At 33.2% G+C, this 12,581-nt stretch carries 17 protein-coding genes; 10 read left to right on the top strand and 7 right to left on the bottom strand.

Annotated elements, in window-relative coordinates; all coding sequences use genetic code 11:
• Positions 1-210: 210 nt before the first annotated feature.
• Both LQ189_RS04085 and LQ189_RS04080 read left to right on the top strand, forming a co-directional pair.
• The gene (locus tag LQ189_RS04085; protein WP_230154453.1) at positions 211-1,476 is read left to right on the top strand and encodes an erythromycin esterase family protein; all 1,266 of its coding nucleotides are present in this window, start codon (positions 211-213) and stop codon (positions 1,474-1,476) included.
• Between the two features lie 167 nt (positions 1,477-1,643).
• Positions 1,644-2,129 carry a cbb3-type cytochrome c oxidase subunit I gene (locus LQ189_RS04080; protein ID WP_230154452.1) on the top strand — a complete coding sequence of 162 codons (486 nt, stop codon included), beginning with the start codon at positions 1,644-1,646 and terminating at the stop codon, positions 2,127-2,129.
• A 99-nt stretch (positions 2,130-2,228) separates the two neighbouring features.
• On the opposite strand, the gene LQ189_RS04075 is transcribed toward LQ189_RS04080, so the two are convergent.
• The 3 genes from LQ189_RS04075 to LQ189_RS04065 all read right to left on the bottom strand — a co-directional run bounded on the left by LQ189_RS04075 (position 2,229) and on the right by LQ189_RS04065 (position 3,875).
• Complete coding sequence (locus LQ189_RS04075) at positions 2,229-2,483, bottom strand: transposase (protein WP_230154448.1); 255 nt, start codon at positions 2,481-2,483, stop codon at positions 2,229-2,231.
• 15 nt (positions 2,484-2,498) lie between these two features.
• Entirely contained in the window at positions 2,499-3,038 is a 540-nt protein-coding gene (locus LQ189_RS04070) for a transposase (protein WP_230154446.1), read from the bottom strand.
• Between the two features lie 195 nt (positions 3,039-3,233).
• Positions 3,234-3,875, bottom strand: a complete 642-nt coding sequence (locus LQ189_RS04065; protein ID WP_230154445.1) for a transposase — start codon at positions 3,873-3,875, stop codon at positions 3,234-3,236.
• A 248-nt stretch (positions 3,876-4,123) separates the two neighbouring features.
• On the opposite strand from LQ189_RS04065, the gene LQ189_RS04060 reads away from it, so the two are divergent.
• On the top strand, positions 4,124-4,918 hold the full coding sequence (locus LQ189_RS04060) for a DKNYY domain-containing protein (protein ID WP_230154444.1): 795 nt from the start codon (positions 4,124-4,126) through the stop codon (positions 4,916-4,918).
• A gap of 79 nt (positions 4,919-4,997) precedes the next feature.
• On the opposite strand, the gene LQ189_RS04055 is transcribed toward LQ189_RS04060, so the two are convergent.
• From LQ189_RS04055 to LQ189_RS04045, 3 genes are read right to left on the bottom strand one after another with little or no spacing between them, the layout of a single operon-like run.
• The gene (locus tag LQ189_RS04055) at positions 4,998-5,252 is read right to left on the bottom strand and encodes a transposase (protein ID WP_230154443.1); all 255 of its coding nucleotides are present in this window, start codon (positions 5,250-5,252) and stop codon (positions 4,998-5,000) included.
• A gap of 15 nt (positions 5,253-5,267) precedes the next feature.
• Positions 5,268-5,807: a transposase gene (locus LQ189_RS04050; protein WP_230154442.1), complete on the bottom strand. Its 540-nt coding sequence runs from the start codon at positions 5,805-5,807 to the stop codon at positions 5,268-5,270.
• 3 nt (positions 5,808-5,810) lie between these two features.
• Complete coding sequence (locus LQ189_RS04045; RefSeq protein ID WP_230154435.1) at positions 5,811-6,698, bottom strand: transposase; 888 nt, start codon at positions 6,696-6,698, stop codon at positions 5,811-5,813.
• Between the two features lie 230 nt (positions 6,699-6,928).
• Between LQ189_RS04045 and LQ189_RS04040 the strand changes: the two genes are divergently transcribed.
• Positions 6,929-7,387, top strand: coding sequence for a hypothetical protein (locus tag LQ189_RS04040; RefSeq protein WP_230154433.1), 459 nt, complete (start codon positions 6,929-6,931; stop codon positions 7,385-7,387).
• A gap of 580 nt (positions 7,388-7,967) precedes the next feature.
• Here LQ189_RS04040 and LQ189_RS04035 read toward each other — a convergent pair.
• Positions 7,968-8,222: a transposase gene (locus LQ189_RS04035; protein ID WP_230154432.1), complete on the bottom strand. Its 255-nt coding sequence runs from the start codon at positions 8,220-8,222 to the stop codon at positions 7,968-7,970.
• 636 nt (positions 8,223-8,858) lie between these two features.
• On the opposite strand from LQ189_RS04035, the gene LQ189_RS04030 reads away from it, so the two are divergent.
• The 6 genes from LQ189_RS04030 (at position 8,859) to LQ189_RS04005 (ending at position 12,499) form a co-directional block, all read left to right on the top strand.
• Complete coding sequence (locus tag LQ189_RS04030; RefSeq protein WP_230154430.1) at positions 8,859-9,308, top strand: MarR family winged helix-turn-helix transcriptional regulator; 450 nt, start codon at positions 8,859-8,861, stop codon at positions 9,306-9,308.
• Positions 9,298-10,629 (top strand): serine hydrolase, encoded by a 1,332-nt coding sequence (locus tag LQ189_RS04025; RefSeq protein WP_230154429.1) that lies wholly within the window; start codon positions 9,298-9,300, stop codon positions 10,627-10,629. The genes LQ189_RS04030 and LQ189_RS04025 overlap by 11 nt, the downstream gene beginning before the upstream one ends.
• Positions 10,630-10,654: 25 nt before the next feature.
• On the top strand, positions 10,655-10,843 hold the full coding sequence (locus LQ189_RS04020; protein WP_230154428.1) for a hypothetical protein: 189 nt from the start codon (positions 10,655-10,657) through the stop codon (positions 10,841-10,843).
• 93 nt (positions 10,844-10,936) lie between these two features.
• Positions 10,937-11,428, top strand: coding sequence for a hypothetical protein (locus LQ189_RS04015; RefSeq protein ID WP_230154427.1), 492 nt, complete (start codon positions 10,937-10,939; stop codon positions 11,426-11,428).
• A gap of 2 nt (positions 11,429-11,430) precedes the next feature.
• Positions 11,431-12,159 (top strand): hypothetical protein, encoded by a 729-nt coding sequence (locus LQ189_RS04010; RefSeq protein ID WP_230154426.1) that lies wholly within the window; start codon positions 11,431-11,433, stop codon positions 12,157-12,159.
• A 139-nt stretch (positions 12,160-12,298) separates the two neighbouring features.
• Positions 12,299-12,499, top strand: a complete 201-nt coding sequence (locus LQ189_RS04005; RefSeq protein ID WP_158729867.1) for a DUF4177 domain-containing protein — start codon at positions 12,299-12,301, stop codon at positions 12,497-12,499.
• Positions 12,500-12,581 lie beyond the last annotated feature (82 nt).

The raw sequence follows: 12,581 nt of genomic DNA, 5'->3' as shown, positions 1-12,581 counted from the left end.
AATACAATTTCTTTTACTTTTTTGCAAGTTTTTTTTGATATATTTGTTCGAGTTGTGCAACAAGCACACACGCTACAAGCGATTTGGGCATTTGTCTTGACGGGAAAATGGTTTTGTATTTGGGAATTTTGGCTAATCCGAAAAATAGCGCTAATTTAGTCCCAAACCGCTTGTAGCGCGGGAACGTTGTATGCTATACTAAAAAACGAAATGAAAAAAATATCTATCCTGTTTATTGCAATTTTTCACATCTCATGCAGTAAAAAAATAACCACGGAACTCTCCGATAAAATGACAGAATTAAAATCTGAAAATGGAATTCCCACTAATTTTAAAAAACTAGATCAATACATTGCCAACAAAGAAATAATACTTCTTGGTGAAGCAGCTCATGGTGAAGGAAAAACGTTTGAAGTAAAAACTCAAATTGTTAAATATTTGGTTGAAGAAAAAGGGTTTAATACAATTGCTATGGAAGGCATGGATTTCCTTCAAATGGAATTTATTAATGGACGAAGTGTTTTAAAAAATAATTTACCTGACAATTTTGAAAATGAATGGTATAACTTCTGGAATCCATGGAATCCAGCCAAACAATTAATATCTTTTGAAAGTTTTATTAAAAATAGTAAAATTTCATTTGCAGGAATAGAACCTTACGAAAATATTACTGCGATGATAAACATTAGTTTTATCAAAAATGAACTAGAAAAAAGTAAATGGGCAATTTTAAATAAAAAAGAATGGCTGAAATTAGCTCCAATTTTCGAAAAAATCAACACAAATAAATCAAAATTATCAATTGAAGAATTTGATCATATCACATTACAATTAGAAAATTTTATTAAAGAAAATGAACTTATTCATTTCCAAGATAACTTTTTCACACAAATGGTAGAAAATCTTATTACTCATGTTAAGATGAATTTCAATCCTAATACTTTTAGTAATGAAGATGAAGAAACAGCCTATTATGTTAATACTAGAGACCATCAAATGGCAAGGAATTTAATCTACTTTAAAGAAAGAAATCCAAAGGCTAAAATTATAGTTTGGCTTGCCAACTTTCATGGAGCAACAAACCTAAGCGAAGTGACTTATGCGGACGGTGACCCAAATATGTATTCTAAATTAAAGGTTTTCGGCGAACATGTTAAGAAAAAATATTCTGAAAAAGTATATAGTATAGCAACTACTTCATCTAAAGGTTTTTCAAAAATGCCTTATAATCTTAAAGGCATTGAAGAAACAAAAATTATATCACCAAAAGAATCTTTAGAATTTGAATTAGACAAACAAAAATATAATTTTGGCTTTATAGATTTTAATAAAATAAATAAAAATAATCCTAAAAAATTAGAAGAAAAATTTAATAGCATCATGTTAGGACACAAAAATCAAAACGGAAAGTGGTTAAAAGTTTTTGATGGTCTATTATTTATCAAAGAAAACGAAATAGCAATACCCAGGGAATAAAAGTACAGCATACAACAGCAGTTACACAAGATGCAAGGATTTATTGGAATTGCCGTTTCGCATTGAACTTTTTACTTAAATAGAAAATATGCAGTCACGAAGCCTTGCACCTCGTGTAGCTGCGGAACGTTGTGCGTAATGTTACCCAAAAAAAAACAGAAAACTATATGAATTTAAACAGAAAAGAAATCTACTGGCTAATTGGAACAATGCTCTTTATTCTGATTTTTAATATTACTTTTTTAGGAATTGATTGTTTAAGTGACGCTACAATTGACATAAATGTGCATGATACTTACTTCGTAATTGCGAAAGTTCATTTTTTCGTATTATTCACTTTTTTAATATTCTACTCAATATATTTTATACGAATGTTGAGAAGAAATTTTAAAAATCTCACAGCAAATTTATTTTTTTTGACTGTTAATATCTTTGCCATTATACTTATTACTCAAATAATATCTTTTATAAATTCAATCTCTGAAATCGCAGGAAAAACTGAATATCCACCATTAAGTGGCGGAGCAGTCGAACACAAAGGAAATGAATTTGGTTTCTTTTTAAATTCATTATTAATTTTTCAAATTCTTTTAATAATTTTCCAAAGTTATGTGTGTTACAAAACTTCAATAAATCATAAACAAAAAAACTAAATAGAAAACACTACGCACAACACACGTAGCTGTTGCGCAACTCTCTAAAAAAAGTAAAATTTCAAAATAAGTATAAAAAACAACCTCGTTTAAGGATATTTAAGCGAGGTTTATTTTTGGTTTTAGGTTGTAGTTTGTAAACATAAAATGCCTTAAAAAGTCGGTTTTCAAGTCTATGAAAGCTGTTTTTAAAGAAGTTGATACTTTTGCTTGTATTTCACTTACAACTCCGGACTTTATTTTTGTTTTTTTGGTGATAAACTTCAAGTATTTCTTAAGATTATAGGTTAAAGCTGCCATCAAAACGTGTTTGTTGGCTTGCTTGATTCCTCGTGTGTTTACGCGATTACTCACAAGTTTTTATTGATTTTAAATGGTGTTCGTGAATGCTTCGCATTTCATATTGGTAAAATTGACCAATGTTCCTATGACTGGTTCTACAGTTTTACTTCTCACTCGCACCATTTGCTTGGCATAGCGTGCGTTTTGAGTTAGTTTTTGGTGCATGCGATCGTAGTGTTCTTTGTGGATGCTGTGATCTATCTTTTTATACTTAGTGCTTTTTCCGCAGCATTGCTCTCGTAGTGGACAGTTTTTGCAATCGCGCTCACTACTTCGATAGCTGTTTTTGGTGTAGCTTTTGCTATCGTTCTTTTCGCCTTTAAAGAGTAAAATAGCTTTGTTGGAACCTTCTTTGATGCATTCATATTGGTTCAGCTCTTTGTTGAAAATAAAACCTTCTCGCTCGGGTTTGTACTGTCCGAAGTTTGGAATATAGGCATCGATGTTTTTTTGGTGCAAATATTTTAACGCTTCTCCACTACTATAACCTCCATCGGCTAAAAGTTCTTCTAATTCAATGCCATTTTCATTTAGATTTTCCTCTGTTAATTCTACTATTTTTTGCACGCACTGACTATCGCGTTTGTCTGCAAAATCAGAACAGGCGCCTGTTATTACATGATGCGCATCGTCTACAGCGATTTGGCCAAAATAGTTTAACTGCCTTGCTTTGCCAGGTTTTACACTTACCCTAGCATCAGAATCTGTGGGAGAATAATGCGTATGATTCGATACAAATCTCGGACGTATTGAATTGCCGTGTTAATCTACTTTATCAATGTTGAAGTTGGGATTGGGTTGGCTCTTGTAAGCTTCTTTTTTCCAATTATGGTGCTGTTCTACTAGTTTCTTTCTGGTGCTGGTAGTTTTAAATTCGCTGTTTTCTTCTAATTCATCTACAAAGGCACTGGCGTCTTCTAATACTTCTTTCTCTACCAAACTATCCATAGAGGCATTGGCTTTGATAAAAACGCTGTCTACTGCTTGACGTTTACCGCGAATCATACCTTTAGAAACACATAGCTTTAAAACGGCTTTAAACAAACTTAAAAACACTTCTTCACCATACAACCCACGCGTGCGACTAATGGTGCTGTGCCAAGGTAAAGCCTCATCAATGTCATATCGAATAAAAAGGCGAACATCTAAACAATTTGAGCAATACTCGATGAGTTTCCTGTCCGAATTTAAGTTGTTTAAATAGCCAACCAAACAGATTTTGAAAAACACAACAGGATCAATACTCTCCTGTCCTTCGTCTCCATAATACTTTGCAGTAGCTTTATATAAAAAATGAAAATCGATAGCTGTATCAAGCAATCGATAAAAATTATGCTCAGGAATCAGGTCCTGTAAATGAACTTGATAGAGCATTTTTGGCGTGAGTTCTTTTCTTCCTTGCATAGTTAAAAATATAATTTCTTTTACTTTTTTGCAAGTTTTTTTTGATATATTTGTTCGAGTTGTGCAACAAGCACACTTGCTACTAGTGATTTGGGCAATTGGTTTAATTTGGAAATGGTTTTGTATTTGGGATGTTTAGGCAAATCCGAAAATAAGGCTTAATTTAACCCCAAACCACTTGTAGCAAGGGAACGTTACCTGCTATTTTATAACACAAAAACCGTACATCTAAAGTAAAACTATTGCAAATGAAATATTCACCTAAATATCTATTCATTCTATTAATATTTACTATTTCTTTGACTTCATGTCACTCAGGTTATGAAGAAAAGGATGGTAAGATTTACTTCAAATGGATACATGGTGGCAATTGGACAAGAGAAAACGCACTAGTAAAAGGCGCAGACGCTGAAACATTTGAAACCATAGACAATGACATAAACATTCATTTAGGAAAAGACAAAAATCATGTTTACAAAGACGCTTCAATATTAGAACATGCCGACCCGAAAACATTTGAGCAAGTGAAAGAATATTATTGGAAGGACAGAAAAAATGTTTATTTACTTCAATTTGGCGGAACGGACTGTAGAATAAAAAATGTAGACCCAAAGACATTTAAAGTTCTTAAAGACAATAATTGGACACTTGACAAGAATAATGTTTACTATGAGTTTGAAAAACTCAATGCTGTGAACCCAAAAACATTTGTCCAACTTAACGAAATATGGGGTAAAGACAATCAATACTATTATTTTAAAAACTTAAGACTTGACGCATTAGATTATGAATCAGCAGAGATTGTAATTGCTTATTTTATGGATGAGCCAGCAAGTCCTTCTGAATACATTAAAGATAAAGAAAATGTTTACTTTCAAAATAAAATTGTAAAAGGCGCAAATCCAAAAACATTTAAAGCAGACGGTGTTGGTTCATTCGGACATGATGATAAGTTTATGTTTAACTGCGAGAAAAATGAAGGACCAATAACAGTAGAATATAAACAGACATACATTGACAGCGAAAATAAAAACAGCAGGTAACAGGCGTAGCTGTTGCGCAACTCTCTTAAAAAAGTAAAATTTCAAGATAAGGATAAAAAACAACCTCGTTTAAGGATTTTTAAGCGAGGTTTATTTTTGGTTTTAGGTTGTAGTTTGTAAAAATAAAATGCCTTAAAAAGTCGGTATTCAAGTCTATGAAAACTATTTTTAGAGAAGTTGGTACTTTTGCTTGTATTTCACTTACAACTCCGGCTTTTGTTTTTGTTTTTTTGGTGATAAACTTCAAGTATTTCTTAAGATTATAGGTCAATGCTGCCATCAAAACGTGTTTGTTGGCTTGCTTGATTCCTCTTGTGTTTACGCGATTACTCACAAGTTTTTATTGATTTTAAATGGTGTTCGTGAATGCTTCGCATTTCATATTGGTAAAATTGACCAATGTTCCTATGACTGGTTCTACGGTTTTACTTCTCACTCGCACCATTTGCTTGGCATAGCGTGCGTTTTGAGTTAGTTTTTGGTGCATGCGATCGTAGTGTTCTTTGTGGATGCTGTGATCTATCTTTTTATACTTAGTGCTTTTTCCGCAGCATTGCTCTCGTAGTGGACAGTTTTTGCAATCGCGCTCACTACTTCGATAACTGTATTTGGTGTAGCTTTTGCTATCGTTCTTTTCGCCTTTAAATAGTAAAATGGCTTTGTTGGAACCTTCTTTGATGCATTCGTATTGGTTCAATTCTTTATTGAAAATAAAACCTTCTCGCTCGGGTTTGTACTGTCCGAAGTTTGGAATATAGGCATCGATGTTTTTTTGGTGCAAATACTTTAACGCTTCTCCACTACTGTAGCCTCCATCGGCTAAAAGTTCTTCTAATTCAATGCCGTTTTCATTTAGGTTTTCCTCTGTTAATTCTACTATTTTTTGCACACATTATCTCATTATAATTTTATTTTCATAGGTATTCGATGAATCTCCTTCGTCGATTTGACTATCGCGTTTGTCTGCAAAATCAGAACAGGCGCCTGTTATTACATGATGCGCATCGTCTACAGCTATTTGTCCAAAATAGTTTAACTGTCTTGCTTTTCCTGGTTTTACACTTACCCTAGCATCTAAATCTGTGGGAGAATAATGCGTATGATTCGATACAAATCTCGGACGTATTGAATTGCCGTGTTCATCTACTTTATCAATGTTGAAGTTGGGATTGGGTTGGCTCTTGTAAGCTTCTTTTTTCCAATTATGGTGCTGTTCTACTAGTTTCTTTCTGGTGCTGGTAGTTTTAAATTCGCTGTTTTCTTCTAATTCATCTACAAAGGCACTGGCATCTTCCAATACTTCTTTCTCTACCAAACTATCCATAGAGGCATTGGCTTTGATAAAAACGCTGTCTACGGCTTGACGCTTGCCGCGAATCATACCTTTGGAAACACATAGCTTTAAAACGGCTTTAAACAAACTTAAAAACACTTCTTCACCATACAACCCACGCGTGCGACTAATGGTGCTGTGCCAAGGTAAAGCCTCATCAATGTCATATCGAATAAAAAGGCGAACATCTAAACAATTTGAGCAATACTCGATGAGTTTCCTGTCCGAATTTAAGTTGTTTAAATAGCCAACCAAACAGATTTTGAAAAACACAACAGGATCAATACTCTCCTGTCCTTCGTCTCCATAATACTTTGCAGTAGCTTTATATAAAAAATGAAAATCGATAGCTGTATCAAGCAATCGATAAAAATTATGCTCAGGAATCAGGTCCTGTAAATGAACTTGATAGAGCATTTTTGGCGTGAGTTCTTTTCTTCCTTGCATAGTTAAAAATATAATTTCTTTTACTTTTTTGCAAGTTTTTTTTGATATATTTGTTCGAGTTGTGCAACAAGCACACACGCTACAAGCAATTTGGGTATTAGGCTTAATTTGAAATTGGTTTTGTATTTGGAAGATTTGGCAAATCCGAAAATAGGGCTTAATTTAGTCCCAAACTACTTGTAGCGCGGGGACGTTGGTGGCAAGCCTATAGAGACCTTACTATTTCTAAAGTGAATAAAACAGAGTTATATAAATCATCTGGTATGGACAGCTTTTTTGAAGGCGGTTCTTTTGTACTTGAAATCAGTAATAGCAACATAAAAACAGAGTCTGATATTTTTAATTTACTTGACACTATTTGTACGAACGAGAAATTAAATCCTTTGAATGAGAATTGGAATAAATTATCTTATGAAGATTGCAAAGAATTGCTTTTAAATACTCTAAATTTTGATTTAGCATTTACAATATGTGAAAGTATGACAAGGGACAAAGCAATATATTTTCTGAATCATATACTCTCGTTCATAAATAAAGACGAATGTAGATGTTTTACAAATTCATATGGGAACCCTTGGAAAAGCGCTCAATACAGTTTCAATTCGATTACTGAAAGCACGTTTGACATGGCGATTGTTTTTTTAGATTCAAATAAGTTAGTTTTCACATATAAAACAGGAGAGGATTAACTTGAATAGTGAGGAAATATTTCCAACAAGGCCTGCCACCAACATGGTATTGCAGCAAGTGGGGCTGGACAAGCAAACATCAACTATTGTACAAAAATTCAACAAAATAATTTTAATTTAGCTGCAGCAACAGGCTGGACGGAATACTAAAACCCCACCTGCAGCAATACTTGGCCGTTGGTGGCTAGTCGTGCCGAAATTACGCAGATTAAAATCGATGAGAAAACAAGCATTTGTTTACGCAAGAAATTTATAAAGCAGACGCCTGAAAATCTGAACGGAATACTAAAATATAAAATCATATTTTTGAAAAACGAAGCGTTAAAATTATAACTTGACGGCAGAAGCGTGAATTTTTTTTCGAAATTTATAGCTAGAAAATTAAGCGGTTGAAAAGAAAATAAGACGCCGAAATTGACGAATCCTTAATTGAATTTTAACGGTAGAAGCGTGAAAGTTTTGCGTTAAAATTGTAATTTCGACAAATCAACCAGCCACCAACACACGTAGCTGTTGCGCAACTCTCTTCAAAAAGTAAAATTTCAAAATAAGTATAAAAAACAACCTCGTTTAAGGATATTTAAGCGAGGTTTATTTTTGGTTTTAGGTTGTAGTTTGTAAAAATAAAAAGCCTTAAAAAGTCGGTATTCAAGTCTATGAAAGCTGTTTTTAGATAAGTTGGTGCTTTTGCTTGTATTTCACTTACAACTCCGGCTTTTGTTTTTGCTTTTTTGGTGATAAACTTCAAGTATTTCTTAAGAGTATAGGTCAATGCTGCCATCAAAACGTGTTTGTTGGCTTGCTTGATTCCTCGTGTGTTTACGCGATTACTCACAAGTTTTTATTGATTTTAAATGGTGTTCGTGAATGCTTCGCATTTCATATTGGTAAAATTGACCAATGTTCCTATTACTGGTTCTACGGTTTTACTTTCTAGCTGCTCAAAATATTCCTAAAATCAAATACATTTTTAGTGAATGCAGCGCAAATGTCTCTGGCTTTAAACATTTTTTATAATAACAAAATGTTAAAAAAGAAGCTGTATTTCATCTACATTTAAAGAATGTGAAGTAGTAGAATTTAAAATACACTTCAATCAATTAACATTTAAAAACTGTACAGCCCATCTATTGGTAATCTCGTTGGTTTTTATTCTTGTGTGTACTCTTGAAATCATTGAATTTAAATATAAAAGAAAGAATAAAATTTTAACTTCAATTGGTTTTCTTTCCCAGGCGATATACTACAGAAGAAATGTTTTGAAAGTTTTCCAAAGCTAAGTTTTCGATTGGGACAGCCTACTCCAACTTACAATTGCTAGCGGTTTCAGAACACGTTTCAAACCAGCCAATCAATTTATTATAAAAACATATGTGCGTGAGCCCATTTAAAATTTCAAAAAATAAATATTTTTCAAAAAAATTAATCAATTATTTGATATATCAATTATATTTGTATCAAATAATAAAAAATGAAAAACAAAAACCCCACTGGCACGGTGCTTTACTCCTTAGAGCAAACAATAAAAGAATACCGAAAAATGGCTCAAAAAAATATAAGCTCCATTGTACATGATATCACCGTTGACCAATGTTTGGTGCTCATAATTCTTCACAAAAATCCTCAGTATTCCCAAAAAGAAGTAGCAGAAATGATTTTTAAAGACAATGCTTCTATAACAAGAATTATTGATTTGATGGTAAAAAAGGACTACATCAGTCGGAAAATTCATGAGACGGACAGACGCAAATTCAATCTTGAAATCACAAAAAAAGGAATTGAAACCATTGCTATACTCACTCCCACTATTCAAAAAAACAGAACAGATGCTCTAGCCGGATTGTCTGAAAATGAAATAGTTCATCTGGACCAACTATTAACTAAAGTAATCATCAACTGTAAAACGGATCATGAAAAATAGAAATCAAACTAGTATAAGTCTCTCACTGCTCCTATTCACAATTCTGCCAACGGTTCTTTTTTGTCAAAAAAACACATCCGCAGCTATTGAAAAATACATGCAAGCACAGCTTGAAATTAATAACTTTAGCGGTACTGTTTTAGTATCAAAAAACGATACTGTACTTTTCAAAAAAGCATATGGATTTGCCGATTACGAACAAAAAATTAAAAACACGATCGACACTAAATTTCAATTGGCATCGGTTACTAAACAATTTACTGCGGCGGCAATCCTTCAATTGGTGCAGGAAGGAAAATTATCTCTAAATGATCCTCTAAGTCGTTTCATACCTGACTACCCCAAAGCAAATCAGGTTACCGTACACATGCTATTGTCTCATTCTTCTGGACTAGCCATGGGTTTCAAAAATATTGCAACAAGTACCATGTCTGCTGATTCAGCCTACAACGAAATTAAAAAAATGCCCTATGAATTTGAACCCGGCACAAACACAGCCTACAGCAATATTGGCTATTATTTGTTAGCTAAAATTATAGAATCTGTTTCTGGCGAAAAGTACAGCACCTATCTTCAAAAACATGTATTTGAAAAAGCAGGTATGTACAACTCTGGTGTAATTAGGAATGACGCATTAATTCCTAACAAAGCAAAAAATTATATCAAAGAACAGGACCGCTACATTAGTAACCCTTACATCAATTGGGACATCAATTATGGACATGATGGCGTATACTCAACTGTTGATGATTTGGCTCTTTGGGACAAAGCGCTTTACGGCACAAGCCTTTTATCCGAAAAAATGAAACAACTAATGTTCACACCCTACAATACACAAAATTGGGGATATGGTTTTGTAATCAACCCATTTTACAATCACGGTCATGAACTGATTGCGCATGACGGTGGCTTTTTTGGTGCTATGACATCCTTCAATCGGTTTACAAAAGATCGCCTTTTGGTCACTTTGCTTTCCAACAATGAATCTCTTTCACATATCATTGCCTACGGACTTTCGGCTCTGGTTTTTCAAAAAGAGGTTTCACTACCCTACAAACACAAAAAAATAAAGGCAAACCTATCTAATTATAAGCATTACACAGGGCAATTTGGTACAATTGAAATCATAAAAATGGGTACCAAACTTTATTACAATAGTATGGAACTAGAGCTTATCCCTGAATCAAAAACAAAATTTTTTAGATCAGATGACAATGACAGAACAGTAGAATTTTTAGCGGACAAAAATGGCAATTACAATTCGATTGTGGTCACAAAAGGAGGCGTAAAAGAAATCTTCACAAAAAATAACCCAAACTAACAACTTTAAAGAACAAAAAATTAAGGTGTCGAAAATCAAGGAAAATGCAACACTTGGTTATATTATTTGGAAATACAATGACAAGAAATTAGATACTATTTTTCTGTTTGGTGCCAGTAAAACCGAATTTTTGAACTTACTTGTTTACACCAAACTGTGGGAAGAAAAAGAAAAAATCGCTTTTTTAGAAAACCTCCTTGAATTAAACCAATAGATTTCTGATTGCTAATTCCTTATGAACCTAAATTTAACCAAAAGGTAACGCAACCAAAAAAACCTTTAGTTATCTTTAAGGAAACATTTGACTATGAAAAAAACAGTACTTCTATTGCTGGGTTCAATTTTGTTTGTTTCCTGCTGGCCAACAACCGATCCCAATGACTTTCCGAGACAAGAATACCAACCTGTCATTATCTCTCGGAGCGCCCTAGAAACTTCGATCGTTTTTCAAAACACACAACCCATTGTTAAATCAGGAAAAATTTACATTAAAGGAGATTTAATGTTTATTAATGATGTCAACAAAGGTTTTCATGTTTACGATTACTCAAATCCAAGTAAACCTGAACGACTCTATTTTATAAAGGCGCCAGGAGCCACTGATCTAGCCATCAAAGGCAATACGGTGTACATTAATCAAGCTGTAGATTTAGTCACCGCCACGTTCGATCCAACGACAAAAATTTTTAAGGTTACCAACCGAAATAAAAATGTTTTTCCGCAAAAGCAAGCACCAAACGGGACATTTGGCTACACAAAAGACAATGAAATTATAATTGACTGGAATTTAAAAAAATAATCATGAAAAAAATTATATTCTTCTTCCTATTGATAGTTACAATCGGTTGTTCTAACAGTGATAGCGCATCAAACGATAGCATCGGACAAGGCGGTTCACTCGCTGTTTTTGCTCTAAAAGGCAATTATCTATATAGTGTAGACCATATGAAATTAAATGTATTTTCGTTAATAGACGGCGAAAAACCTGTTAAAGTGAACGATATTCCTATTGGCTTTGACATCGAAACGCTGTTCTCTTATGGAGACAACTTATTTATTGGTTCCAGAAATGGAATGTTTATTTATTCTATTAGCAATCCTGAAAACCCAACCAAATTATCAAGTGTACGACACTTTACCGCTTGCGACCCTGTCATTGCCAATAGCACACATTCCTATGTAACTTTGAACTCAAATACTACCTGTGGCAATAATATTAACGTTTTGCAAGTTTACGACACGAAGGATCTTACAAATCCAAAATTAATTCACAGTCGGAATCTCATGCAACCCAAAGGAATTGGTTTTTATACGGCAAAATACCTAGTAGTTTGCGACGATGTTCTCAAAATATTTAATATCGAAAATCCGGTAGAACCGGTTTTGGTTCACTCAATCGACAAAAATTGTTTTGATGTAATTATTCGAGACAACACCTTATTTGCAATTGGGAACAAAGGGGTTTACCGCTATAAAATGAATCCAAACGACATCAAAGACATACAACTTGAGAGCGAAACAAATTTTTAATTTTCTCTTTTGAGTAATAGATAAAACGCCTTTTTAGTAACTAAAGACCTTAGTAACTAATAAGAAATGTTTTTTTTTATAGTTTTATTCTGCTATTTTTACATTAAAATAAAAATCTATTTAATTACCAACCACTATTATGAAAGAATACAAAGTAGAAAGTTTGATTTATTACTCTAAGTTAACACTTGATTCAAAGCACATTGCTAATGACTCAAAAAAAGAAATTCAAGAAAAACTAGATGAGTACTCCGCCAAAGGATACAGGTTTACAACCTCAACTTCAACAAATTTTGGAGCTGCGATATACATTCATTTGTATTTTGAGAAAGATATTTAATCCTTGTTAGAAACATACTTTATTCAAATTATACAGATATATTACTAAAAACCATTTCAATAGCAAGCTGTTGAAATGGTTT

Source organism: Flavobacterium sp. CECT 9288 (assembly GCF_918731615.1).
GTDB lineage: Bacteria > Bacteroidota > Bacteroidia > Flavobacteriales > Flavobacteriaceae > Flavobacterium.
This window is presented reverse-complemented; position numbering and strand designations above follow the sequence as displayed.

Bases quoted from the DNA above. Each gene is read 5' to 3' on its own strand.
- LQ189_RS04085 (WP_230154453.1), top strand. From the start codon at position 211: ATGAAAAAAATATCTATCCTGTTTATTGCAATTTTTCACATCTCATGC.
- LQ189_RS04080 (WP_230154452.1), top strand. From the start codon at position 1,644: ATGAATTTAAACAGAAAAGAAATCTACTGGCTAATTGGAACAATGCTC.
- LQ189_RS04065 (WP_230154445.1), bottom strand. From the start codon at position 3,875: ATGCAAGGAAGAAAAGAACTCACGCCAAAAATGCTCTATCAAGTTCAT.
- LQ189_RS04060 (WP_230154444.1), top strand. From the start codon at position 4,124: ATGAAATATTCACCTAAATATCTATTCATTCTATTAATATTTACTATT.
- LQ189_RS04045 (WP_230154435.1), bottom strand. From the start codon at position 6,698: ATGCAAGGAAGAAAAGAACTCACGCCAAAAATGCTCTATCAAGTTCAT.
- LQ189_RS04030 (WP_230154430.1), top strand. From the start codon at position 8,859: ATGAAAAACAAAAACCCCACTGGCACGGTGCTTTACTCCTTAGAGCAA.
- LQ189_RS04025 (WP_230154429.1), top strand. From the start codon at position 9,298: ATGAAAAATAGAAATCAAACTAGTATAAGTCTCTCACTGCTCCTATTC.
- LQ189_RS04015 (WP_230154427.1), top strand. From the start codon at position 10,937: ATGAAAAAAACAGTACTTCTATTGCTGGGTTCAATTTTGTTTGTTTCC.
- LQ189_RS04010 (WP_230154426.1), top strand. From the start codon at position 11,431: ATGAAAAAAATTATATTCTTCTTCCTATTGATAGTTACAATCGGTTGT.
- LQ189_RS04005 (WP_158729867.1), top strand. From the start codon at position 12,299: ATGAAAGAATACAAAGTAGAAAGTTTGATTTATTACTCTAAGTTAACA.